Source organism: Brucella cytisi (assembly GCF_038433355.1).
GTDB classification, from domain to species: domain Bacteria; phylum Pseudomonadota; class Alphaproteobacteria; order Rhizobiales; family Rhizobiaceae; genus Brucella; species Brucella cytisi.
Map to the genome: position 1 here is coordinate 25,221 of NZ_JBCAUP010000006.1, position 23,420 is coordinate 48,640.

Here is a 23,420-nt window from a genome sequence, read left to right on the forward strand (position 1 = left end):
TCTCATGTCGAAGAGAAGGCTTCCCTCACCCGAACATGCCGACACGCTTTCGCTGAATGCGTTGTGTAGTCTGGTGACTGGTTTGCTGGAACGAGCGGAGCAAGCTGAAGCACGTCTTGAGAAACTGGAGACAGAAAATAAACAGCTTCGTGCCGACAACGCTGAGCTTCGTCTGGAAAACACCTGGCTAAAGGTCGAGAACCGGTTACTGCGTGATGAGATTGCGCGGCTGAAAGACCTGCCGCCACGGCCCCCGTTCAAACCGTCGGGCATGGACAAGGCAACAGACGCGAAAGCTCAAGGCATTCAGGCAGAAGAGCCCCTCACCGGGATCAATCAGCGCTTTCCGGCAACGGTTTGACCGCATCTTCTCTATCCGGACGGGTTGTGTGGAGCTGGACAAGCTGTTGGCACGCCTGCTACGCCGCAAGGAAGAACTGCTCAAGGTTCTCGAATGCCCGGAAATTCCGTTGCACACCAACGCCTCCGAGAACGATCTGCGCAGCTGCGTCACCAAACATGGGGTAATCGCGGTGCGATCGTCCCGGGCCATTTTTATAAGAGTGATGGCTGGCGGGGGTGGTTGCCCCCGATAAGATGGAGAAACGGGCTCACGATCTGAACCGGGCCCAAACATCGAATGGAGGCAACCATGGACCAATATATAGGGCTCGACATTTCATTGAAAGATACCGCGATTTCGATCCGCCGGGACGGGAAGCGGATCTGGCGGGGGAAGTGCCCTTCGGATCCAAAACTTCTAGCGCAGATGATCCGCAAGCATGCCCCGCACGCCAAACGCGTCGTATTCGAGACGGGGCCGCTGTCGACGTGGTTCTATCACGCGATGACGGTCGAGGGGGTGCCGGCGATCTGCATTGAAGCGCGGCACGCGCAAAAGATCTTGAACGAGACGCTCAACAAGACCGATGCCAATGATGCGGATGGCTTGGCCCAGCTGGCCGAAGCCGGCTTCTACAAGGCGGTCCGGGTAAAAGCGTTCGACAGCATGCTAACGCGCACGCTGGTCGGGGCTCGCAATCAGCTCCTGAGCATCTCAACCCAGCTGAGCAACCAGATCCGCGGCCTGATGAAGACGTTCGGCCTCATCGTCCCCAAAGGAACGGGTCGGGTCTTTGATGCCAATATCAGGGAACTCTTGGATGGGAATGACGGCCTGGCACGGATCATCTTGCCTCTGCTTGAGGCGTGGCGCGACATCCGCAAGCGCGCGGCCGATCTTGATCGCCAGCTGGTCGCAGCGGCGCGGCAGAGCCAGGCGACCAAGCTGTTGATGACGATTCCGGGCATTGGCGCCGTCACCGCCGTGTCCTACGTGGCAGCGATTGAAGATCCAGATAATTTCAAAACGTCGCGCTCGGTTGGCGCCTGGCTCGGGCTGACAACGCGGCGCTACCAGTCAGGTGAGGTCGACTATGACGGCCATATCTCGCGACGAGGCGACAATCGCCTGCGGGGACTGCTTTACGAAGCGGCGACGGTGATCCTCACAAGAACCAGTGCCAGGATCGAGAGCAGCCTCAAGATCTGGGGGCTTAAACTGCGTGAGCGGCTGGGCTTCAAGCGTGCCGCAGTGGCGGTCGCCCGAAAGCTTGCGGTCATCATGCACAGCATGCTCAAGACCGGAGAAGTCTTCAACGCATCGGCCGGCGCCACCGCATAAGCGGGAAGTGTCAGCCTTCATCCCTCAGCGTCGTCAAATCTGATTTGAGGCGCTGAGCGTCCCCTGCCGCGGACGTGGGTTGGATCATTCCGTTAATTTGCGCTGCAGCTCATTTGAGACTGCGCACCAAACATAGGAAGATCCTGCCTGCGAAGACCCATTGTGCGGCGACTGTTGTCGACCGCGGAGACAACGCTGCTCCCGGCACTGGACAGCTCCGAAAGATACGGCCCGCTGAGGGAGACTATGAAGCCGCTCACTCGCTACAGCGCCCGATTGAGGACGCGCTCGCGAGCCTAATTAAGCCAGCCGCGCACGATCCTTGGTATCAATCAATCTGAACCGGGTTGCCTCTTCCGCAAACCCGCAAGGATGCTCAATGCCCACGAATTCACTTGACGCGCAGTCGGCGATTAGACAACGCAAAATCTCGGGTGGCACCATGAGCAACGATGGACGCATTGCCCGCGATACCATGCTGGGCCTTATGAAGACCTGCAAAAAGCTTCGGCTTTCCTTCTGGCATTATCTCGGCGACCGGCTTGGTATATCCAGTCAACAAACAGCCATTCCGGAGCTTGCAGGCCTCATTATCGCCAAAGCCTGATCCCACTTACTTACGACTGTCAGGCTTTGAGAATGGCACCACCCGACCTGCTCTTGCTGGTGCTTCCTCCATAATATGACCACCCGTCAAGCTCAGTAATGATGGTGAAACATTCCACTGTTTGTCGTCATCCGTGTGCACCGTCACCGTCTTGCGATTGCGACGAATAACAAAGCCTCGAACCATCGTACCATCTGGCCCCTCAAACATCACGCCACTGCCGATCTTAATATCCTGCAGCACAGCGGCTGTCTTTTGTTGATGGAGAAACTGCAATCGTTCAACGATGTGCCGGTTCAATTCCATCAGCGTGGCTTCATCAAGACTATCAATATCGAGCTCGGTAATCGGCGTCTTCTTCATCGTGCAATCTATACGATCCTCTTTGGCAAAAGGAATTATGGTAGATTGCAACTCACCGTGCAACTGCACAACAAAATGGCACCGCCAACGGATATGCCCCGCTTACCGCCGCATACCCTTTTTATGGTACCAAGTCGCACAGGCATTATATTGAAACAATTAGCTATTCTGGACGCTACTAAAGCTAAAGCTGCCTTAGATTTCGCCAGTCTGACAATGGTTTTCGCTGTTCTGAGAAGGGGGTTTGGCGCGTCGTATTGGGTTGATCTGACAGCGCAGGAGCAATCTCCTTAACGATACCAATGCTACCCCGATTTGGTTAAGAAATCCATCCCTGGAGATGAAAGCTCCACAAAGTGAAAAATCGGAGACGCTGGTTTGCAGCAGCCCGGGAGCAGGACCATAGTCATTGAAACCAGCGATCCGAAGCCGAAAAAGAGTTCGATACAAAAACTGGAACCGAGTCACAAAGAATCCGGCCTCTAACTTTCAGAAAAGGAGGCCACGCTCCCTTCCCTCTCCGAGCTTTCGCCGTTAGATCGCCGAAGCCACCGGCACACCTTCCATCGTTCCGCAATTGCTCGTTTCGTGTTCTCTTTGTTTCATATGCTGAAGACCATGTGAAGCGGGGCGGAATAAAGCCGTTACCGAAATCATCCCATCATAAAATGAATATGTTGTCTTCGTTGCGCTTTCCACCGTCGATTACCGGCTTGGTCAAAGACCATTCACGACAAACCTCAGCATGAGGTAAAAGCACAGAAGGTATACCACATCGCTCTGAACGACACGCCGTTGGTGATATCTGATGCTTCCGCTCTGCGTAACTTATCTCTTCTCAAGCCAGAACCGGAGCACAGCCCCTCCACGCTGACGGGCTCAACCGGCGTCGAATTTATCATTTCGGCGTCGGAATGATGCTTGATCGGCCCATACAATCAGAGAATCGGTTGGACACCTCCAACAACAGGAAAACCACCTCATTCCCATGTGGAAATAGAATCTTCTCGATTGAAATTCGAGAACGGAGGAGACTGTTGAATTATAGTCCGCCGTCTAAATTCAATAGTACCATACAAAAACAAATAGATAGGCGCATTCCAGTCGAATCGATAAAACTTTGCTCAATTTTAATCCTGGCGCTAACTCTTTGTTAATTCGACCGCCTCTTGCGATAGAATAAGAATCGGACATAATGACGGTATTTAGGCGGTATTAGTTCCAGTGCCGTCACTAGGGATCCCAAGTTAATGAATATCGCAAATCCAGCAGCAGCTTTGTCGTTTGACGACATGATACTATCGCAAGGGCGCGAGATTTCTCGCAAGCTCAATCTGCTGCGTCACGAAAACTTTCCGCCAGATGCGCGCAAGAACATGCTGCGTCAGTTTTCGATGGCTGAGGCCGCGTATTTCCTTGGTGTCTCGCCCAGCAATCTCAAGAAACTGCATCTGGAAGGCAAGGGTGTCGAACCAACTATTCTGACAGGTGGCCGTCGGGCCTATAGTGTCGACCAGATTCAGGAATTGCGCCAGTGGCTTGACCAGAATGGTCGCGCTGACGTGAAGCGTTACGTCCCACATCGCCGCGGCAATGAAAAACTCCAGGTTATCGGTGTCGTCAACTTCAAGGGTGGCTCGGGCAAGACGACAACAGCTGCCCATCTGGCGCAACACATGGCCTTGACCGGCCATCGCGTGCTGGCAATCGACCTCGATCCGCAGGCTTCGCTATCGGCTTTGCATGGCATTCAGCCAGAGCTCGACGAGTTTCCGTCGCTCTATGAGGCTATTCGTTACGATTCCGAAAGGAAGCCAATCCGCGAGGTCATTCGCCGGACGAACTTCCCAGGCCTCGATATCATTCCGGCAATGCTGGAGCTGCAGGAATATGAATATGACACACCGCTCGCCATGCAGAACGGTGGCGAGGGCAAGACTTTCTGGAATCGCATCGCGCGAACTCTCGCTGACGTCGATGACGATTATGACGTTGTTGTCATCGATTGCCCTCCTCAGCTCGGCTATCTGACGCTGACAGCGCTTTCAGCGGCAACTTCCGTCTTGATCACTGTCCATCCGCAGATGCTCGACCTTATGTCTATGTCACAGTTCCTGCTGATGCTCGGTGATATTCTGAAGACAGTTCGCCAAGCAGGCGGAGCGGTTCAGCTAGACTGGTTCCGCTATCTGATCACCCGTTATGAGCCAACCGATGTTCCGCAAGCACAGATGGTCGGCTTCATGCAGAGCATGCTCGCCTCACATATGCTGAAGCATCAGATGCTGAAATCAACCGCGATTTCGGATGCAGGTCTGACCAAACAGACGCTTTACGAGGTCGAGCGTTCATCGATGAACCGCGGCACTTATGATCGCGCTATGGAAGCCATGGAAGCGGTTAATGCTGAAATTCGTGGCCTCATTCACGAGGCTTGGGGGCGTTAGACTGCCGTCTAAAGCGGTGAATATTGAATAAAATCAGGTCTCTGACCGGTTTGAGGACATGAGAATGGCAAGAAAGAACATATTCGAAAGCGTTATGCGGGACGAACCGGCTGCCGAACAGACTTCGCAGTCGGTCGAAAACGTATCGCGCCGGTTCGGTGCTGCCAAGTCTCTATCCGCTTCGATCGATGAGTTAGCAAAGCAGGCAGCCCAGAAGCTTGATGGCGAAGCCATTATCGAGCTTGATCCCACCAATCTTGATGGCTCCTTCGTGGCCGACCGTCTGCCTGAAACGGATGACGAAGAGTATCGGGAACTTCTGGAAGCCATTCGCGAGCGTGGTCAGGACAGTCCAATTCTCGTTCGTCCCCATCCCGAGACCAGCGACCGTTATATGATCGTTTTCGGTCATCGGCGCGCACGGGCCGCCAGAGAGCTTGGTATCAAGGTCAAAGCCGTCATTAAGCCTCTCGCCGATCTGGAACATATTCTGAGCCAGGGTCAGGAAAACTCCGCGCGCGCCAATTTGAGCTTTATCGAACGAGTTTTCTTTGCTGCACGTCTCGAAGCGCTTGGCTTCGAACGCGAGGCCATACAGGCGGCATTGACGGTCGATTACCAGACCCTGTCGAAGATGCTGACCATTCCGAAAGCCATTCCGGAGCATATTCTTCTCGCTATCGGTCCCGCCAAGGGCATCGGTCGTGACCGCTGGCTTGAACTGCGAAAGCTGATAGAAATTCCGGGCAAAAAGAATGCTGCCGAAGAGCTCCTGGTAACATCAGCGTTTGAAAACGCTTCGTCGGTTGCTCGTTTCGAGCAGCTTTACGGCTATCTCAAAGGCAGTAAACAGAAGAAACCTGTCACCAAGGCGGCTCTGCGTCCCGGCACCAGCTGGATGGCTTCTGACAAAACGGTCAGCGCAATTATCAAACAGAATGGCAAATCGACTACATTGGCTCTCAGTGCAGCCAACGGGCCCCGTTTTGCCGATTGGCTTTCTCGTAATCTGGATGAGCTTTATGCGTCTTTCCAGAGCGAGGAGAAGTAAGTAAGCGTAACGAACAGCGGCAGTTGCCACGGTTCGATTGTGTAGCGTTCAATAGTAAGTGTGTTTGCGTCGAAACTGTTCAGGAAGAGGAACGAGACAGCAAAAGAAAAAGGCCCCCAACGTCGCCGTGTGGAAGCCCTTCTCATTGGTTTAGCAGCTAGAGAATCGCAAATCCACGAATCACTGTCAAGTGTAATTAGCGTCATTTTGGCGGGTGGATTTCTTTTGCCTTGTGGAAGGTGAAAGAAAATGGAGATTCAATTGGCCTCGACGCCGTTTGGCAGTCGAAGGATGACGCTTGCCTTGTTGGCAAGTCAACAGAACACACAGAAAATCGCACCGGGAACGATTGCCGATAAATGGCAACTGCATCGATGGCTATGTGAAGCAAAGACACAGTTCGGCCTGAATGATCGCTCTCTGGCGGTTCTTTCAGCGTTGCTGTCATTCTATCCGGAGACGGAACTGAATGAACGGAACAGCCTGATCGTATTCCCGTCCAACAAGCAACTGGCATTGCGCGCCCATGGTATGGCCGATGCAACCTTGCGCCGTCATCTGGCAGCGCTGGTCGATACCGGTTTCATCCACCGCCAGGACAGCCCAAATGGTAAGCGCTATGCACGCCGTGCCAAAAGTGGAGACGTACAGATCGCATTCGGCTTTTCACTCGCGCCATTGCTTGCACGTGCTTTCGAACTGGAGACAGCTGCCGAGCAGGTGAGGACCGAGAAGATTGCATTGCGTGAAATGCGCGAGCGTCTCACATTGCTGCGTCGTGACATCACCAAGCTTATTGAATTCGCCGCGCAGGAGGAACTGACCGGAGATTGGGAAGACATCCATCATCGTTTCCGCCTTATCGTCGACGGCATTCCGCGCCGTGCCGAGTATGAAGAACTCGCAGCACTGGTCGAATCCATGCAATTCATTCGTGCGGAAATCGATAACACATTGAAAATTCAAAAGAATGTTGAAAATTTGAACGCCAATGAATCTCAAAATGAGCGGCAGCAAATTGAATCGAATCCAGATTCCTATTCTGAAAGGACAACGCCTGAATTTATCAACCAGCGAGTGAATAAAATCACCAGCGCTCAGATCGAACCCACGGTTTCGCTCGACATGGTGCTTCGTTCCTGTCCAGAGATCACGGCCTATGCCATCTCATCGATCCGGCATTGGCAGGATTTGGCCAACACGGCAGAGAAAGTACGTTCTTTCTTGGGAATCGATGGAAAGCTCTACGATCTCGCAAAGAAAACGCTAGGAACTCATAATGCATCGATTGTAATCGCTTATATCCTGCAGCGTTATGAGCAAATCCAGTCCGCTGGTGGCTATTTACGAATTCTGACGGAAAAGGCTGCCAACGGCTCGTTCTCAATCAGACCCATGCTTATGGCCGCGCTGAATGGACAAAACCAAATGGCTATTTAAGTTTCGTGTTGTTCATGAAGTCCAAGGCAACGACCAGAGGTGGCTGTTTGACAGCGTCCCGCACTAGCGCAGCAAGTTACATAGCCACTGATATTGGCGCTTCGTAACGTCATTTAATGACGAAGCGATCTGCCGATTGCCGGTGCAGCTTGTGAAGGCTTCGCACTTTGAAGCTTGATGTGGCCAGCAGGTCTGAACTTAGTCCAGTGTCTGAAAGCGGCGACGACGTGAACGACGGCGAGGGTGCAAAGTGTTCAGGTCTTGTTTTTGACCGACCTTATGACGCGGCGGAGGTGAAAGCAGGCGCATGATGAAGAGGATGCAGCACCCGATGGTGAATATCCAGAATATCTCATCGGTGAGATCGTTGATCATAACGCAATCCAGAGCAAACCGCTTGTCCGTTTCCGTGACGCGCGAAACAATATTCCGAGATAAATATCTGCTCGCGCAACCGCGGCCAAGTCACGAAGGCGTGCTTTATCGCCGCGTCGGTCGTATTCCGACATCCCTGTCTTCTGGGCAGTCCTGTGGATGGCTGAAAGGCGCTGGTCGCGAAGTCCGCGCCGATCTGCGATAGATTGGTCATGCTTCCTTTCACGATCCATTGTTCCGCTCCGGTGCTCGCGGTTGAATTTTCAGACCGGCAAAACATTCTGAGCTGGTCATTGACACGCCCGGGTTTTGTCTCAGCGCATTCCGTCGCGTGGCTGGAAGTCCGCAACGACGATTTGACGCTGGACGTTGACGCGGGGCTTTTGCTGCAGGAAAGACTGGCAGAAGCCGGGTATGGTGATGCGGTCCAGATGATGACATCGCGCAGCGTTCAAAAGCACCATATTGCAACACGGCGCTCCGGCGAAGCGCATGCCGCCTGTCTTGCCACGGTGGGCCTGTCGAATGCGGGGAGGGTTGGTGAGCTCTCGCAACTGAAGATGCCAGCTGGAACGATCAATCTTCTAGTTCACATCGACAAGCCCTTGTCGGTTGCAGCTCATATAGAGGCAATGTCGATTGCGGCTGAAGCACGCACCGTTGCAATTATCGAACTTGGCCTCGATGTCGACGGCAAAGCCATAACCGGGACTGGAACGGATTGCATCGCCGTTTCCGCGCCGCACGGGGAGGCGGGAGAGGCAGCATTATATGCGGGCTTACATACGGATATCGGCGCCGCCCTCGGTGGCGCGGTTTATGACGCAGTATCCGAAGGCGGATGGCTCTGGATGAACGAGCAGGGTTTTGGCCGATCAGGCCTCGGCTGTAGTTCCTTTCGGTTTCAGGCGCAGAATTAGCGGAACCAGAACAAGGGCGACGATCGGGAAGACCAGCCAGTTGATCGTTTCCCAGCCAGAAGAATGCAGCAGCGACCCTGCAAAGAACGAAGCACAGGCCACAGTGCCGAACATGATGAAATCATTGGCGCCCTGAGCCTTGCCGCGTTCAGCCGACGTATGGCAGTCGGTCACCATGGCAGTCGCACCGATAAAGCCGAAGTTCCAGCCAATGCCGAGGAAGATCAGCGCACCCCAGAAATGGCCGACATCAAAGCCGCCCAGTGCAATAATGGCGGAAAACGCGATCAACACGAGCCCGAGCGCGGTGATCTTTTCTTTGCCGAAACGGGTGATGAGCTTTCCGGTAAAGAAGCTGGGCGCAAACATGGCGAGCACATGCCATTGGATGCCAAGGGCTGCGTGATCGACGGAATGGCCATGGCCGACCATGGCGATGGGTGCAGCTGTCATCACGAATGTCATCAGCGCGTAGGAGCAAACACCGGCAGCCACGGAAAGGGCGAAACGCGGTGAACGGAGAATTTCGCCGAGAGGACGACCTGTATCATGGACGGTGCCTGGATCTCTCCGGATTTTCGGCGCACGCAGCATGAAGAGGACGGGGAGGGCGAGAAGCCCCAGAACCGCCTGGCTGAGGAAACTGCCTGCAAACATCGCATCCGGAATGGTATCGCGTGTCCAGATGACGAGCTGTGGCCCGACGATTGCCGCAATGAGTCCGCCCACCATGACCCATGAGATAGCGCGCGCCTTCATGTCGCCTGTTGCCGTATCGGTGGCGGCAAAGCGATAGCTCTGGACATAAGAGGCGTAGAAACCGGCGGTCAGCGTTCCAAGGCAGAAGATAAGGAAGGAGGCGGCAAAAATACCAGTGGCTGCAATCACACCTGCTGAGGCGCCAACAAGCGCGCCCAGCATATAGGCATTGCGGCGTCCAAACTGGCGCATAAAGAAAGCGGCAGGCAGGGTGCCGAGCGCAAGGCCGAGATTGAACAGACTGACAGGAAGCGTGACGAGCGCTGGATCGGAAGACAGTTTCTGACCCACCAGACCACCCAGCGAAATCACGATAGGCGGGCTGGAAGCGCCCAGTGCCTGTGCAATCGTCAGGATAATAATATTGCGCCGTGCGGTCGTCATGTCGGTCATCACCAACCCCTCAATCGATAAAACCGGGATGGTTTTATCGGAAAGCGCATTTGCCGGCAAAATTATTCTACAACTGGATAGAACATTTTTTGGCCAGATCAGCTATTCCGTTTCAAACGATGAGGTGGATGTGACGAAAATTTTACTGAGAAGGTAGACAGAATTTGGCTGCTGGCCTATCCGGTTAGGTGATTATCGCGTCAGCGAACGCGTCTTCAACCATACAAAACCTGGGCGGGTAACTGGAACGCAACCATGCGGGCCCGCGACGCATGTGGGAATCCAATTTGGACAGCTCAATGTCGTCCGGCTGTCATCTAGTGCTTCTAATTTGCAACTCCACAATTCGATAGGGAGCCAGCAATGTCAGAGAATCTTTCCCAGCAAAGTCTGTTCAAGACCAGCCAGTTGGAAGAAGCAGATGCCGATCCGCGCAATCCGTCCGATAATCCAACCATGGGCGAAATCATCAGCCGGCGCTTTTCCCGCCGTGGTTTTTTGCGTGGATCGCTCGCTGTCTCGGCCATTGCGGCAACCGTAAGTCCGCTCGCCCTGTTGAGTGCGGGTGATGCGCGCGCTGCATCCGGTTCGGCCTTTTCCTTCAAGGAGGTCGAAGCCGGTGTGGATGCCTATCATCATGTCGCGGAAGGCTATGATGCTGATGTGCTTTTGCGCTGGGGCGACAAGCTTTTCGCCGATGCGCCAGAATTCGACCCGACCAGACAGTCTGCCGAAGCGCAAGCGCGCCAGTTCGGCTACAACAATGATTATGTCGGCTATATCGCCATCGAGGGGTCGCCGGAACATGGCATCCTCGTGGTCAACCACGAATATACCAATCCGCACCTGATGTTCTCCGGCCTTGTCAAGATCGTCGATGGCAAGGTGGAACAGGCCCCGCTCTCGAAGGAACAGGTGGATATCGAAATGGCCGCCCATGGCGGCACGATAGTCGAAATCCGCAAGCAGGACGGCAAGTGGCAGCCGGTGCTCGACGGTGCAAACAACCGCCGTATCACCTCCAGTACCGAGATGACGCTGAGCGGTCCCGTGGCCGGTCATGATCGCGTCAAGACCAATGCCGATCCTTCAGGTACCAAGGTTTTCGGTACGATCAATAATTGTGCAGGCGGCGTCACGCCCTGGGGCACATACATCATGGCCGAGGAAAACATTCACGGCTATTTCATCGGCGAACTGCCGGAAGGTCACGCGGAAACGGTCAATTACAAGCGCATGGGCATTCCGGAGGGCTCGTACGAATGGGGGCGTTTCTACGACCGTTTCGATGTTTCCAAGGAGCCGAACGAACCGAACCGTTTCGGCTGGATTGTCGAGGTCGATGTGTCCGACCCGAACTCCGTGCCGAAGAAGCGGACCGCGCTTGGCCGTTTCAAGCATGAGGGTGCCGAATCCATCGTCAACAAGGATGGGCGCGTGGTCTTCTATCTAGGCGATGACGAACGCTTCGACTATGTCTACAAATTCGTGACGGCGGGTAAGTTCAACCCGGATGATCGCGCTGCCAACCTGGACCTGCTGGATGAAGGCACGCTTCACGTGGCCAAATTTCATGAAGACGGTAAGGTCGAGTGGATGCCGCTGGTGTTCGGCCAAGGCCCACTGACCGAGCAGAACGGCTTCAAAAGTCAGGCCGATGTGCTGATCGAAACCCGTCGCGCGGGCGATCTTCTCGGCGCCACCAAGATGGACCGCCCGGAAGACGTGCAGCCGAACCCGGTCAATGGCCGCGTTTATGTCATGCTCACCAACAACACGAAGCGCAAGGATGATCAGTTGGACGCTGCCAATCCGCGCGCCAAGAACGCCTTCGGCCATATCATCGAGATCGAGGAAGATGGGCAGGATTTTGCCACCACGACGGGCAAGTGGGAAGTGCTGCTGAAATGCGGCGATCCCTCCGTAGCCGAAGTAGGTGCCAGCTTCTCCACTGATACAACGCGCAATGGCTGGTTCGGTATGCCCGACAATGCTGCCGTCGACAGCGCTGGTCGGCTTTGGGTCGCAACCGATGGCAACAGCAACAAGGATACCGGCCGCACTGACGGACTTTGGGCCGTCGACACGGAAGGCGATGCGCGTGCGACCTCGAAACTGTTCTACCGTGTGCCGGTGGGCGCGGAAATGTGCGGTCCGCTGTTTGCACCCGATGATGAGACGGCTTTCGTTGCCGTGCAGCATCCGGGCGACGGCGGTGAGGATTGGGACGGTCATGGCCGTCCGTCCTATTACGAGGACCTGTCCACCCGTTGGCCGGATTTCAGGGATGATATGCCGGTGCGGCCTGCCGTGGTGGCAATCACCAAGCAAGGCGGCGGCAAGATCGCGGTTTAATGATTTGATGAGACAGTTTGCCCCTGGTGAAAGCCGGGGGCCATCGTCAAAGCTTCACGGAAGCGTCAAGCCAGCGATACAAAGCCAGCCTAATTCCGTCTCTGTATTTCAAATCCAACGGGGACTTATCATGATATCGCGTCTCGTCGCCTCGACCATGCTTGCCGGTGCCGTCGCATTGGCTTTTCCGGCCACCGCTGAAGAAAAGGCTTTTCCCGCCACGCTGAAGGCCCATGCCATCCTGCCCGCGAATACGATCATCGCTGCACCGGAAGATGCGGGGGAACATCTGAAGACGTCGGGCAAGTTCACTACCGCTGATCGCAAGCGCGCCGAGAGCATCGGCACTGTTGAAGGCAAGGACGGCGTGCGCAAGACCGGCCTTTCTGTGCCGTTCGACGGCCAGCCGGTACAGGGTTTTTCCGGCATCAAAACTATGGAAGACGGCAGCTTCTGGTCGCTGTCCGACAATGGTTTTGGCTCCAAGCTTAACTCGCCGGACGCCATGCTGATGCTGCATAATGTCAAGTTCGACTGGGATAAGGGTACGGTCGAGCGCGTGAAGACCGTGTTCCTCAGCGATCCGGACAAGAAGGCTCCGTTTCCCATCGTCATGGAAGGCGCAGAAAAGCGCTATCTGACCGGCGCCGACTTTGACGTGGAATCCATCCAGCCGGTAGCGGACGGTTTCTGGGTCGGCGAGGAATTCGGTCCTTTCCTCCTGAAATTCGACATGGACGGCAAGCTTACCGACGTTATTCCGACAGTTGTCGGCGAGACACAAGTCGTATCACCGGACAGTCCGAAGCTCGCTCTGCCCGCCAATCCGAGTCTCAAGCTGCCGTCTTACAATCTGAAGCGCTCGGGTGGCTTCGAGGGACTGGCAATGTCGAAGGATGGCTCGAAGCTTTATGGTCTTCTGGAAGGTCCGCTTTTCGTCGATGGTGCGCCGGAAAAGACCGAAAGCGGCAAGACCGGCCTGAGGGTTATTGAATTCAACGTTGCCGACAAGAAGTGGTCGGGCCGCTCCTGGCTCTATCCGCTGGCTGACGCTGGCGAAGCTATCGGCGATTTCAACATGCTGGATGAAACCACCGCGCTGGTCATCGAGCGTGACAACGGCGTCGGCATGGCGGACAAGGCCTGCGCCGATCCGAAGAAGCCGCAAGCCGATTGCTTCGATGTGCCGTCGAAAGTGAAGCGTATCTACAAGATCGCTTTCGATGACGGCAATGTCGGCAAGGAAGTGCGCAAGATCGGTTATATCGATCTGCTCGCCATTGCCGACCCGGAAAACAAGCGTCGCCAGGGCGGGCGTGAAGGCATTTACGATATGCCGTTCCTGACCATCGAGAATGTGGATCGCGTGGACGACACGCATATCGTGGTCGGCAACGACAACAATATGCCGTTCTCGGCTGGTCGCTTCCTCGACAAGGTCGATGATAATGAATTCGTCTTGCTGGAAGTGGGCGAATTTTTGAAGGCCGAGTAAGGTCTTCATATCGGTGATCCGGTGAAGCCGCGGAAAAATCCGCGGCTTTTTCTCTTTGTGCATGGTGACAAGCCCGGCATGGAAGTTTTGTTTCTGCGCAGCTATTGTGCGGCAGCAAAGCGATGGAGAAAGCCGTTGAAGATTTTTATTTTCGGCAGTGTGAATGTGGATGTCAGCGCCCGGATGGCCGCGCTGCCGCGTCCGGGGCAGACCGTGAATGCATCGGGCTATGGTATTGGTCTGGGTGGCAAGGGTGCCAATCAGGCGGTTGCGGTCGCCAAGATGGGCGGTGATATCCGCTTCGTCGGTGCTGTCGGTAAAGATGCCTTCGGCGAACTGGCCTTGAAGCAGATGCAGGAATTTGGCCTTAACACCGAAAGCGTGCGCGTGATTGACGGCGTCGATACGGGCATGGCGATCATTCAGGTCGAGGAAGCCGGGCAGAACACAATTGCTGTTTGTGCTGGCGCCAATGCGCGCTGGTCGGCGACCGATATTGAAGCCTATGCTGCCGATATTGCCAAGGCGAAGATTACGCTGTTGCAGCGTGAAGTTCCGCATGAAGCCAATCTGGCCGTGGCAAAAGCCGCGCGTGCGGCAGGCGGTAGTGTTTTGCTGGATCCGGCGCCGGTGGGGGATGCAAGCCGCATGACGGACCTGATTTCGCTCACCGACATCATCTCTCCCAACGAGACTGAGGCTGCTGAAATTACCGGTATCGAACCGACCGATCTTGCTTCGGCGGAAGCCGCCGCGCGTAATCTTCTGCAGCGTGGGCCGAAGATGGTCATCGTCAAGCTTGGAAGCCGTGGTGCATTGCTGGTGACGGCGGACGAGGTGAAACACTTTGCGCCCTTCAAGGTCCAGGTGGTGGATACGGTTGCAGCCGGCGACAGTTTCAATGGTGGTTTCGCCGTCGCTTTCTCGCAGGGGCAGTCCTTGCACGATTGCGTGCAGTATGGTTCGGCAGCGGGTGCCATTGCGGTCACAAGAACGGGCGCGGGAGCGGCTGCACCGACCTCCGAGGAAGTGGGAGCGCTTCTGCAAACCAAGGCCGAATGAAATTCGGGGCAGTTTGCGCCAATTTCGCTCAATTTGAGCAGAAAACTACGTAAAAACCTCTTGTCAAGCGTGACGAAGAAGCCGCGAGAATAAGGCGCTCGCGGCTTCTTTGTGAATGTTTTGTGATTTAGAGCATGATCCCGAAAAGTGGGCTTCCGGTTTTCGGATAAGATCATGCCCAGAAAAAATCAAAGCGTTGCGAGACGCTCGACCAGCAGGCTGAAGAAGCCGTCTGCATCCACATCCTTGATGAAGAGAGCGTTCTTCGGTCTGTCGGTCACTTCCCACCAGTCGACGACTGTTTCGCCGATGGTCAGTTCCGAATTGATTTCGATTTCCACATTGCACTCGCGTCCGGAATAGAGTTCCGGCTTGATGAGATAGGCGATGACGTTCGGGTCGTGCAGCGGGCCGCCGTCGGTGCCATACTTGGCTTCGTCATAGCGCTCGAAGAATTCGAGCCATGCCGCGACGACTTCGCCAACATGCGTGCCGATGCCGCGAATGGCGGCGATGCGCTTTTCGGTGGTGAGAACCTTGTGTGTCACGTCGAGCGGCATCATGGTGATCTTGATGCCGGATTTGAACACGACCGCAGCGGCATGCGGATCGACATAGATGTTGAATTCCGCCGATGGCGTGATATTGCCGCCCTCGAAATAGCCGCCACCCATCAGCACGATTTCCTTGACGCGTCCGGCAATCTTCGGCTCGCGGATCAGTGCGGACGCGATATTGGTCAGAGGTCCCAGCGGGCAAAGCGTGACGGTGCCCGGTTCTTCCTCCATCAACGTTTCGATGATGAAGTCAACGCCGTGCTGCGCTTGAAGCGGCATGGTCGGGGCGGGCAGGTCGTAACCGTCGAGACCGGTCTTGCCATGGACGTTTTCAGCTGTCACGAGCGGGCGCACCAGAGGACGGATAGAGCCTGCAAAAACCTTGGTTTCCGGCTTTTTTGCCACTTCGCAAATAGTGCGGGTGTTGATTTCGGTGCGTGCCAGCGGGCCATTGCCTGCAACGGCGGTGATGCCGAGAATGTCGAGTTCCGGGCTTGCCAAGGCCAGAAGAATGGCGACGGCATCGTCCTGACCGGGATCGGTATCGATAATGATTTTACGGGCCATGATGGTTTCCTGATGAGATATTCTAGAGAGCGTTGCGCGCGGCACTAACCGTCTGGTCGACAAGCGCGTCGAAGGAGATTTTCGCCGGGCGGCGCATGTAGGTGACGATGTCGTCGACCAGCAGCGGCTCTGACCACCGTTCGGCGATGATGGTGGACCCGCGCTGGATGGCGATCATGCTCAGAATCTGCGCGGCGTTGCAGTCGACGTCGTGGCCGATGCCGCAGACGATTTCGAGCGTGCGGTCGAAATCGCCTTCGCCAAACCAGAGCGCAATCACTTGCGCGGCTGCATTCGGATAGACATGAATCCAGTTATATTCAGCATATTCCGCATCGCATTTCGCCCATGCGTCCTGCCAGTTACCGGCAGAACGGCAGGTGTCTAGCGCGAAAGCCAGGACCGCGCCATATTCAGTGTCGGTTGAGAAAAGCACTGCTGTAGAGACGAGCAATTCGCGCGTGTCGCTGATCACAAAGGCGCGCGCCGCCATGACAGCGTTAAAGACTTCGCCCAAAATACCGTTTCCGGCATGGGAGATTTCCGCATCCATCCATGCGAGGCGGGCAGCTTCACGGGCGCGGCCCGGCACGACCATGCCGCAGATCGTGCCGCGCATCTGTGCGCCGATCCATTCATCGAACGGATTGTCGGAAGTGCCGGTTTCAGGCGCGGCGAGGCCCCGCCGCATATTGGAAAGCGCAATCGCCTCTGCCGACCAGCCGAGCGGGATCAGCGAGGTCCAGCGCTCGGCAATGTCGGCGCTGGTCACGGCAGAACCCTTGTCACCGAAGGCTTCCAGAAAAGCGATCTCAAAGGTGATGTCGTCATTATAGGTATTGGGCTCGCGCACATAATCGCGGATCGGTCCGAAGACCTCGGCAATGTTTTCCGCCGTATAACCTTCGAGCGCCGTACCTGCCGCAGCGCCCACGAGCTGCGCCATCCAGGCGGCTGCGGTGCGGTCGCGGAAATCATCGGACTGGACGGCATAGAGCAAATCGTCAGGCCATTGGACGGCAGCGTCGAATTCGTGCCACGATCCGTAACGCACCGTCTTTTGCGACGGATGGTTCGGATCGGGCCGCGCTGCGCGCATCAGGACGCGCAAATGCATGTCTATACGATACAGCGTTTCAAAATCGGCGCGTTCAAGTGCGGCCAGCCCGTCGCGAAGAAGATATTCATAAGGAGCGAGAACGAAGCCCTTGTTTTCCAGCGATTGTAACGCACCGGCCATCAGGCATTCAGGTGCTGCCGATCCTGGCACGTTGCTTTTCCAGAACATGGCCATGAGATCGTCCTGCGCCTTCATGACAGGGCTTGCATCCCAGGTCTGTTCTTCCGCTGTGCGTACAACCGGTTTGGTGTCGCGCAGCAGATCGCGGGTCAGTTCCCAAGCCTTCATTTCATGCTCATTTCAATATGTTGGATATGCATTTCAGGAGTTTTTCAGTTGCTTTGCGCGCCGCTGACGGCGCGCCGCGTGGATCGTCAGCACGACGACGGGGACGAGATAAGGGATCATCTGCATCAGTTCGAACGGCAGTCCGAGGCTCTGAAGTGTAATGGCGAAAGATTCCGCCGCCGCAAGAACCAGGCTTGCCACAAGCGTACCCCAGGCGGTTCCCTGTCCCATGACTTCCGCCGCAATGGCAATGAAACCGCGACCTGCAGTCATGTTCTGGGCGAACCAGGTGACATAACCGAGCGACAGATAGGCACCGGCTGCACCGCCGAAGAGGCCGGACAGGACAAGCGCCATCATCTGCACCCGACCTGTGTGGATACCGGCGGCGCGTGCTGATTTCGGATCAACGCCGGTGGCGCGCAGATGCAGGCCGAAGCGCGTGCGCATCATCAAAAGGCTGACCGCTGGGACGGCAAGAAGGGCGGCGAAGGTCAATATGTGAATATTGCCGATGAAAGGCACGGGAAGGCTTGGCAGAGCGCCGCTTTTCAACGCGCCCGACATGCCCTTGTCGCCCGTTGCAAGAAAAAGCCCGAGTGTTGTTGCTGCCGCGGCGGCGATGTTGAGCGCGATGCCGGTCATGATGAGATCGGTGCCCAGCCGATTGACCGAGAGCGACATCAGCCAGCCGAGAACTGCCCCTGTGATGAGCGCGGCCAGCAGGCCGAAAGCCGGACTTCCGGTGGCCGCACTGGCTAGAACGGCAATGAGCGCCGCCGACAGCATCATGCCTTCCATGCCGATATTGAGGACGCCTGCGCGGTCGGAAATCATCACGCCGAGCGCCGCCAGCAACAAAGGTGTTGCCACGCGCAGGATGGTGCCAATGAAGGATGGATCGAGAATTTGTGCGAGAACCATACTCATGGTTGTACTCCCGCTTGTTCTCCTTCGCGACTGCGAAGGTTGCGGATCAGCCGCAATACGGTTGGATGATTGTGAATGACGCTTGCCGTCGCGCCTACCATGATGGCGGCGGTTACAAGCCCCACGACTTCGGTCGGGATGTTCATGTTGCGGGCCAGAAGATCGCCGCCGATCTGCACGAAACCAAGGAAAAGTGCGGACGGAATAAGCAGGAACGGATTTTCGCGCGCCAGAATGGCGACGACGAGGCCCGTCCAGCCATAGCCGGGCAGATCGAGCCAGGCAAAGCGGGCATGAAGGCCGAGCACTTCCAGCGCACCGGCCAGACCCGCTACCAGTCCGCCGACAATCTGGGCACGCATGATGATGCCCTTGAGCGGCAGGCCAAGATGATTGGCAAAGCCCGGACTGGAGCCTGCGATACGGATATTGAGGCCCGAGCGCGTCCAGTAAAGCCAGATGCCGCCAGCGATACAGGCCAGAATGGCGATGATCGAACCGCTGTTGAGACGCGTACCGGCCAGCAGGCGGTCAAGCTTGGCATCGGGCGGAATCCTGAGCGACATCATCCCGCCCGCAGCCGGGTCGCGGATGACATAGTTGAGGACGAACAGGCCGAGAAACAGGAAGGCATAGTTCAGGACGAGCGACGTCACCATTTCCGATGCGCCGAAACGCAGCCGCAGCGCTGCCGGGATGGTGCAGGCGAAACTGCCCGCAACCGCACCGCACAAAATGGCAATCGGCAGCGAGAACCATCCGAGCGAAGGGAGCAGCACAGCACCTGCTACAGCGCCGAGCGCGCCGAGGAAGAAGCCGCTTTCCGCGCCGAGATTGAACAGGCCGGAGCGGAACATGATGGTGATCGCAAGGCCTGTCAGCATGATGGGTGTTGCTGCTTCCACCACGTTGCCCATATGGCGAATGCTGCCGAATGGTCCGAGGAAAAACGTCTTGAGAACCCCGGCGGGATTGTCCTGCATCAGCGCCAGTGGCACCAGAAGCACCGCCATGATGACGGCGATAACAAGCACGGTCAGGAAGAATGGAATGAGATAGGAAATCAGTCTGCGCATTACGCTGCATCCCTTGTGCCGAGCATATAAGGTCCAAGGACAGCCGGTGTTATGTCTGGTCCGTTTTCCAGGACGGCGACGATGCGTCCGTTGAAGAGAACGACGATGCGGTCGCTGAGGCGCAGCAATTCATCGAGATCGGCGCTGACGAGCAGCACGGCGCAGCCGCCCTGCGCCACTTCGTCGATGCGCCGGTGCAGGAAGGCTGCCGCCGAAACGTCGATGCCGCGCGTCGGCTGATCAGCGATCAGGAATTTCGGATTGGTGGCAAGTTCGCGCGCGGCAATGAGCTTTTGCGCATTGCCGCCGGAAAGGGATTCGAGCCGTTCGGTGATTGCGCCTGCGCGCACCGAGTATTGCTTGATCATCCCGCTGACACGGGCCTTGATCGCATTCCAGCGCAGGAATGGCCCCCAGAAGATCTGCTTGTCGGCGGTAATCGATCCGGCGCTTGATGCCGTTCCGGCAATCGCGTTTTCAGCGAGAGACAGGCCGGGTGCTCCACCTTGCGAAAAGCGGTCGGCTGGCAGGTGAGCGAGACCTTGTCTGCGCCAGCTTGCCGTGTCGGCGCGCAGCATATCCTCACCGTTGAGGCTGATCGTGCCGCTGGCCGCGTCAGCAAGGCCGGAAAGCACTGATACGAGGCCGCGCTGGCCGCTGCCGTCGACACCGGCGACACCAACGATTTCACCTGCGCCGACGGTCAGGTTCACATCCTTGATGCGGTCTGCCGGATCGACAGCTTTCGTCGTGACACTCTTCATGTCGAGAACGGCTTTCATCGCGCCGTGCTTATGAGCGCGTTGCGGAATGTCGACCGCATGGCCCATGACCATCTGCATGATGGCATCGTCCGGCACATCGGCGAGCTTTTCCGTGCCGGCAACAGCACCTGCACGCAGCACGGTCACGCTTTCGGCCAGCTCGCGGACTTCGTTCAGCTTGTGGGAAATAAAGAGGATGGTAATGCCTTCATCGCGCAGTGCCTTCAGCTTGCGCATCAGTTCCTCGATCTCCGGCGGAGAGAGAACGGCGGTCGGCTCGTCGAGGATCAGGAGCCTCGTGCGGCGCGCCAGCGCTTTTAGGATTTCAACCTTCTGCTGGGCGGCGACGGAAAGCGCGCCCGTGATCGCTTCGGGGTCGGCGTGCAGATCATATTGCTGCATCAGCGCTTCGACCATTTTGCGCGCGCTCACACGGTCGATCAGTCCAGACTTCACAGGTTCATGACCGAGAATGATATTCTCAGTGACCGTCAGGGTCGGCACGAGCGAGAAATGCTGGTGCACCATGCCTATGCCCCTGGCGGCGGCATCTTCCGGCGACCAGGATGCAATATGCTGTCCATCGACAATGATTTCGCCTGCCGTGGCGTTTTCGATGCCGAACAGGATTTTCATGAGCGTGGATTTGCCTGCACCGTTTTCGCCGCAAATGGCGTGGATGGAGCCAGCGCGGATCGAGAACGACACGTCGCGAAGCGCTTGCGTGCCGTTCGGATAGACCTTGTTCACATGGCGGAAGGCGACGATAGCATCGCCGCCTTCAATATTTTCAGCTGGATTTTCCACGATCAGGGACGAACCTTGTTGCGGATCGCATTAAGATCCTCGGTGCTCATGCCGAATGCGGTCGGAACCGTGATCTTGCCTTCGGAAATTTCGTCGGAAGCCTTCTTGATGGCGTCCTTCATTTCCTGCGTGGCCATGGAAGCCATGTTGCCGTCCTGCACGATGCCGACAGCGCCTTCCTTGAGGCCGAGTGCTTCTGCCTTGCCGAACGGCAGGTCGTCTGCCTTGAAGCGTTCATAGGCCTGCAGAAGGCTGACATCGACATTCTTCAGAACGGAGCTGACAACCTGCTTGGCAATTGCCGGATCGCTGTCCTTGAAGATCGCTTCCTGATCGGAATCGACGCCCAGAACATATTTGCCGGTTTCCTTGGCTGCCGAAAGCTGACCGAGGCCGGTCTGCGAGGCGACGACGAAGCCGAGCGACACGTCGGAACGATACTGTGCGAGGCCGAGTTCCTTGCCCTTTGCAGCATCCATGAAGGAACCGGCATAGGAAATTGCAATCTTGGCATCAGGCATGACCGACTGCGCACCGGCAATATAGCCGACGAGGAAGTCGTTGATGACCGGAATGTCCATACCGCCGAGGAAGCCGAGATTCTTGCCTGTATCGCCAAGCTTGCCTTCCTTCAGGAGCGAAGCCGCTAGCATACCGCCGAGATAGGAACCTTCGTTCTGCTTGTACTGGATGGAATAGACATTGTCGTAGCCGCCTTCTTCGTAAGGCACGCTTGCATCATAGAGGACGTACTTCTTGTCCGGATATTGCTGGGCGACCGAACCGACAGTTTCCGCCATCTGGTAGGTGCCGCCGATGATCAGGTCCCAGTCTTGCTCGGAAGCATCGAGGAACACCGGTTCCCATTTGGTCGGATCGTCGCCGATTTCGAGAATCTTGGTCTCGACATCGTCTCCATACTTGTCCTTGATCATCTTCATGCCCTTGGCGGCGCTGTCGAAGAACGACTTGTCGCCGAGCGCGCCATTGATGATGAGCAGGATCTTGTCCTGAGCCTGTGCCGCCGTTGTGGCGAACGAGCCCATCGCCGTCGATGCGGCGAGAGCAATGGCAAGGTGGATTATTCCCCGTCTGGTGGATTTGATCACAACAGAACTCCAATACTGTAGCGTTATAGAGATGGATTTTCTGCTTTGGATAATTTGCCTCCGCCCACAGAACCCCCACACCTGACAGCGATCAAACGCTGACGGCGTGTGTGTGTCAATCGCCAAACTTTTTGCCCGCTGTGGACAAAGCAAGTCTGTTGCGTGGAGCGTTGCTAAAGCTTTCGTTTATTTCAACAAAGCCTGATTGGGGTGTCGCAGCGTCGGGTCGAACGGATTAAGTTTTTGGGAGATAATTGCCGCTTCCTTGCGCAGCAGTTCTGTCACCGTCTGCTGGCGCTTTTCAGTAAGGCGTGCGGCCAGCGTGCCGATACTGAGTGCTGCCACGGCTTCGCCGTCACGGTTCAAAATAGGCACGCCGAGACCTGCCATGCCGTCGATCATGTTGAAATTGAAGGTTGCGGCACCGCTCTTGCGCACTTCCTCGATCATGATGCGCAGGTCGACCTCGTCGACAGCAGACTTGTCCAGAATGCGGGGCATGTTGAAGCGTATGATTGCCTCGCGCTCTTCATCCGGCAGGAAGGAGAGAATGGCGAGGCTGCCCTGACCGATGCCTAGTGGCACCTTGCCGCCAATATCGCCGGTAAAAGAGCGGATCGGAAACGGGCCTTCCACCCGGTCGAGGCAGACCGCATCGAAATTGCTGCGTACCAGCAGGAAGACCGTATCGTTGAACGTGGTCGAAAGCCGCAGAAGCGACGGGCGCGCAATGCTTAATATGCCATCGCGCTGGCGCGCCTGCGCTGCCATCGCGAAAAATTCCAGGGACAGGCGATAGGCCTTCTTGTCGGGAAGCTGTTCGACAAGGTTTTCCGCAATCAGCGTCTTCAGCAGGCGATGGGTCGATGGCTGGCTGAGTTCGAGGTCCCGCGCCAGATCGATCAGCCGCACGCCGTACTCGGTGCTGAATGCCAGACCTTTCAAAATATGGATTGCCTTCACCAGACTTGAGTTAAGTGCGGCGCTGGATTTCGGATTCTCAGATATATCATCCATTATTTTTCTTCCAAATTCTGTATTTTGAAAGAAATATATAATTTCTTCCAGATTTGAAAATTATAATTTGCATTCCTGCAGAATTTTCCGCCAACTGGAACCGTCGCCAATGGGAAGGTCCGGCAAGCTATTGCAACCAATGCTGTAAGCGGGTCGGCGGTTTTAACTTGACGTAATGGGGAACGCTGCGGCTGCGTTAGCGGCTGGATAGTCACGTGTTCAAAAGACCCAAGG

Annotated in this window: 19 protein-coding genes and 2 pseudogenes; 11 read left to right on the plus strand and 10 right to left on the minus strand. The window is 56.2% G+C overall.

Translation table 11 applies throughout. From position 1 onward, the window contains the following. Positions 1-4 precede the first annotated feature (4 nt). From AAE521_RS07670 to AAE521_RS07685, 4 genes and pseudogenes are all read left to right on the plus strand, one after another. Positions 5-295 (plus strand): annotated as a pseudogene (locus AAE521_RS07670) (IS66 family transposase); the annotation flags it as partial. A 40-nt stretch (positions 296-335) separates the two neighbouring features. Next, positions 336-596: an IS66 family transposase gene (locus AAE521_RS07675; protein WP_342061110.1), complete on the plus strand. Its 261-nt coding sequence runs from the start codon at positions 336-338 to the stop codon at positions 594-596. Positions 597-652: 56 nt separating this feature from the next. Further along, positions 653-1,684: an IS110 family RNA-guided transposase gene (locus AAE521_RS07680; protein WP_342060959.1), complete on the plus strand. Its 1,032-nt coding sequence runs from the start codon at positions 653-655 to the stop codon at positions 1,682-1,684. Positions 1,685-2,099: 415 nt separating this feature from the next. Then, positions 2,100-2,291: pseudogene (locus AAE521_RS07685) on the plus strand (IS66 family transposase); the annotation flags it as partial. A gap of 6 nt (positions 2,292-2,297) precedes the next feature. On the opposite strand, the gene AAE521_RS07690 reads toward AAE521_RS07685, so the two are convergent. Beyond that, positions 2,298-2,654 (minus strand): hypothetical protein, encoded by a 357-nt coding sequence (locus tag AAE521_RS07690; protein ID WP_342060961.1) that lies wholly within the window; start codon positions 2,652-2,654, stop codon positions 2,298-2,300. A gap of 1,250 nt (positions 2,655-3,904) precedes the next feature. Here AAE521_RS07690 and repA point away from each other — a divergent pair. From repA to repC, 3 genes are all read left to right on the plus strand, one after another. Beyond that, positions 3,905-5,101: a plasmid partitioning protein RepA gene (gene repA, locus AAE521_RS07695; RefSeq protein WP_342060962.1), complete on the plus strand. Its 1,197-nt coding sequence runs from the start codon at positions 3,905-3,907 to the stop codon at positions 5,099-5,101. Positions 5,102-5,165: 64 nt separating this feature from the next. Then, positions 5,166-6,152, plus strand: coding sequence for a plasmid partitioning protein RepB (gene repB, locus AAE521_RS07700; RefSeq protein WP_342060963.1), 987 nt, complete (start codon positions 5,166-5,168; stop codon positions 6,150-6,152). 249 nt (positions 6,153-6,401) lie between these two features. Next, complete coding sequence (gene repC / locus AAE521_RS07705) at positions 6,402-7,592, plus strand: plasmid replication protein RepC (protein ID WP_342060964.1); 1,191 nt, start codon at positions 6,402-6,404, stop codon at positions 7,590-7,592. 198 nt (positions 7,593-7,790) lie between these two features. Here the strand turns inward: repC and AAE521_RS07710 are convergent, their stop codons facing one another. Beyond that, entirely contained in the window at positions 7,791-7,967 is a 177-nt protein-coding gene (locus AAE521_RS07710; RefSeq protein ID WP_342060965.1) for a hypothetical protein, read from the minus strand. A 293-nt stretch (positions 7,968-8,260) separates the two neighbouring features. Here AAE521_RS07710 and AAE521_RS07715 point away from each other — a divergent pair, with 293 nt between their 5' ends. Continuing rightward, positions 8,261-8,887, plus strand: coding sequence for an adenosylcobinamide amidohydrolase (locus AAE521_RS07715; RefSeq protein ID WP_342060966.1), 627 nt, complete (start codon positions 8,261-8,263; stop codon positions 8,885-8,887). On the opposite strand, the gene AAE521_RS07720 is transcribed toward AAE521_RS07715, so the two are convergent. Continuing rightward, positions 8,843-10,039, minus strand: coding sequence for an MFS transporter (locus AAE521_RS07720; protein ID WP_342060967.1), 1,197 nt, complete (start codon positions 10,037-10,039; stop codon positions 8,843-8,845). The two genes, AAE521_RS07715 and AAE521_RS07720, sit on opposite strands and share 45 nt — an antisense overlap. A 363-nt stretch (positions 10,040-10,402) precedes the next feature. Here AAE521_RS07720 and AAE521_RS07725 point away from each other — a divergent pair, with 363 nt between their 5' ends. The 3 genes from AAE521_RS07725 to rbsK all read left to right on the plus strand — a co-directional run bounded on the left by AAE521_RS07725 (position 10,403) and on the right by rbsK (position 14,951). After that, a complete protein-coding gene (locus tag AAE521_RS07725) occupies positions 10,403-12,394 on the plus strand; it encodes a PhoX family protein (RefSeq protein ID WP_342060968.1) in 1,992 nt (663 codons plus the stop codon). A 130-nt stretch (positions 12,395-12,524) separates the two neighbouring features. Beyond that, entirely contained in the window at positions 12,525-13,889 is a 1,365-nt protein-coding gene (locus AAE521_RS07730; RefSeq protein WP_342060969.1) for an esterase-like activity of phytase family protein, read from the plus strand. A 78-nt stretch (positions 13,890-13,967) separates the two neighbouring features. Further along, positions 13,968-14,951, plus strand: a complete 984-nt coding sequence (gene rbsK / locus AAE521_RS07735; RefSeq protein ID WP_342061111.1) for a ribokinase — start codon at positions 13,968-13,970, stop codon at positions 14,949-14,951. 188 nt (positions 14,952-15,139) lie between these two features. Here the strand turns inward: rbsK and AAE521_RS07740 are convergent, their stop codons facing one another. The 7 genes from AAE521_RS07740 to AAE521_RS07770 form a co-directional block, all read right to left on the minus strand. After that, the gene (locus AAE521_RS07740) at positions 15,140-16,075 is read right to left on the minus strand and encodes a nucleoside hydrolase (RefSeq protein WP_342060970.1); all 936 of its coding nucleotides are present in this window, start codon (positions 16,073-16,075) and stop codon (positions 15,140-15,142) included. A gap of 22 nt (positions 16,076-16,097) precedes the next feature. Further along, a complete protein-coding gene (locus tag AAE521_RS07745) occupies positions 16,098-17,483 on the minus strand; it encodes an ADP-ribosylglycohydrolase family protein (protein WP_071630759.1) in 1,386 nt (461 codons plus the stop codon). Positions 17,484-17,516: 33 nt separating this feature from the next. Beyond that, positions 17,517-18,413: an ABC transporter permease gene (locus tag AAE521_RS07750; protein ID WP_342060971.1), complete on the minus strand. Its 897-nt coding sequence runs from the start codon at positions 18,411-18,413 to the stop codon at positions 17,517-17,519. Further along, the gene (locus AAE521_RS07755) at positions 18,410-19,489 is read right to left on the minus strand and encodes an ABC transporter permease (RefSeq protein WP_342060972.1); all 1,080 of its coding nucleotides are present in this window, start codon (positions 19,487-19,489) and stop codon (positions 18,410-18,412) included. The genes AAE521_RS07750 and AAE521_RS07755 overlap by 4 nt, the downstream gene beginning before the upstream one ends. Beyond that, positions 19,489-21,060 (minus strand): ABC transporter ATP-binding protein, encoded by a 1,572-nt coding sequence (locus AAE521_RS07760; RefSeq protein WP_342060973.1) that lies wholly within the window; start codon positions 21,058-21,060, stop codon positions 19,489-19,491. The genes AAE521_RS07755 and AAE521_RS07760 overlap by 1 nt, the downstream gene beginning before the upstream one ends. A 2-nt stretch (positions 21,061-21,062) precedes the next feature. Then, complete coding sequence (locus AAE521_RS07765; RefSeq protein WP_342060974.1) at positions 21,063-22,169, minus strand: BMP family ABC transporter substrate-binding protein; 1,107 nt, start codon at positions 22,167-22,169, stop codon at positions 21,063-21,065. Positions 22,170-22,355: 186 nt separating this feature from the next. Beyond that, positions 22,356-23,186, minus strand: coding sequence for an IclR family transcriptional regulator (locus tag AAE521_RS07770; protein WP_071630754.1), 831 nt, complete (start codon positions 23,184-23,186; stop codon positions 22,356-22,358). Between the last annotated feature and the right edge of the window lie 234 nt (positions 23,187-23,420).

Excerpts from the sequence above, each read along its gene's own strand:
- AAE521_RS07725 (WP_342060968.1), top strand. The coding sequence starts at position 10,403 with ATGTCAGAGAATCTTTCCCAGCAAAGTCTGTTCAAGACCAGCCAGTTG.
- AAE521_RS07730 (WP_342060969.1), top strand. The coding sequence starts at position 12,525 with ATGATATCGCGTCTCGTCGCCTCGACCATGCTTGCCGGTGCCGTCGCA.
- AAE521_RS07680 (WP_342060959.1), top strand. The coding sequence starts at position 653 with ATGGACCAATATATAGGGCTCGACATTTCATTGAAAGATACCGCGATT.
- AAE521_RS07740 (WP_342060970.1), bottom strand. The coding sequence starts at position 16,075 with ATGGCCCGTAAAATCATTATCGATACCGATCCCGGTCAGGACGATGCC.
- repC (WP_342060964.1), top strand. The coding sequence starts at position 6,402 with ATGGAGATTCAATTGGCCTCGACGCCGTTTGGCAGTCGAAGGATGACG.
- AAE521_RS07690 (WP_342060961.1), bottom strand. The coding sequence starts at position 2,654 with ATGAAGAAGACGCCGATTACCGAGCTCGATATTGATAGTCTTGATGAA.
- AAE521_RS07710 (WP_342060965.1), bottom strand. The coding sequence starts at position 7,967 with ATGATCAACGATCTCACCGATGAGATATTCTGGATATTCACCATCGGG.
- AAE521_RS07755 (WP_342060972.1), bottom strand. The coding sequence starts at position 19,489 with ATGCGCAGACTGATTTCCTATCTCATTCCATTCTTCCTGACCGTGCTT.
- repA (WP_342060962.1), top strand. The coding sequence starts at position 3,905 with ATGAATATCGCAAATCCAGCAGCAGCTTTGTCGTTTGACGACATGATA.
- rbsK (WP_342061111.1), top strand. The coding sequence starts at position 13,968 with ATGGAAGTTTTGTTTCTGCGCAGCTATTGTGCGGCAGCAAAGCGATGG.
- AAE521_RS07750 (WP_342060971.1), bottom strand. The coding sequence starts at position 18,413 with ATGAGTATGGTTCTCGCACAAATTCTCGATCCATCCTTCATTGGCACC.
- AAE521_RS07770 (WP_071630754.1), bottom strand. The coding sequence starts at position 23,186 with ATGGATGATATATCTGAGAATCCGAAATCCAGCGCCGCACTTAACTCA.
- AAE521_RS07720 (WP_342060967.1), bottom strand. The coding sequence starts at position 10,039 with ATGACCGACATGACGACCGCACGGCGCAATATTATTATCCTGACGATT.
- AAE521_RS07745 (WP_071630759.1), bottom strand. The coding sequence starts at position 17,483 with ATGAAGGCTTGGGAACTGACCCGCGATCTGCTGCGCGACACCAAACCG.
- repB (WP_342060963.1), top strand. The coding sequence starts at position 5,166 with ATGGCAAGAAAGAACATATTCGAAAGCGTTATGCGGGACGAACCGGCT.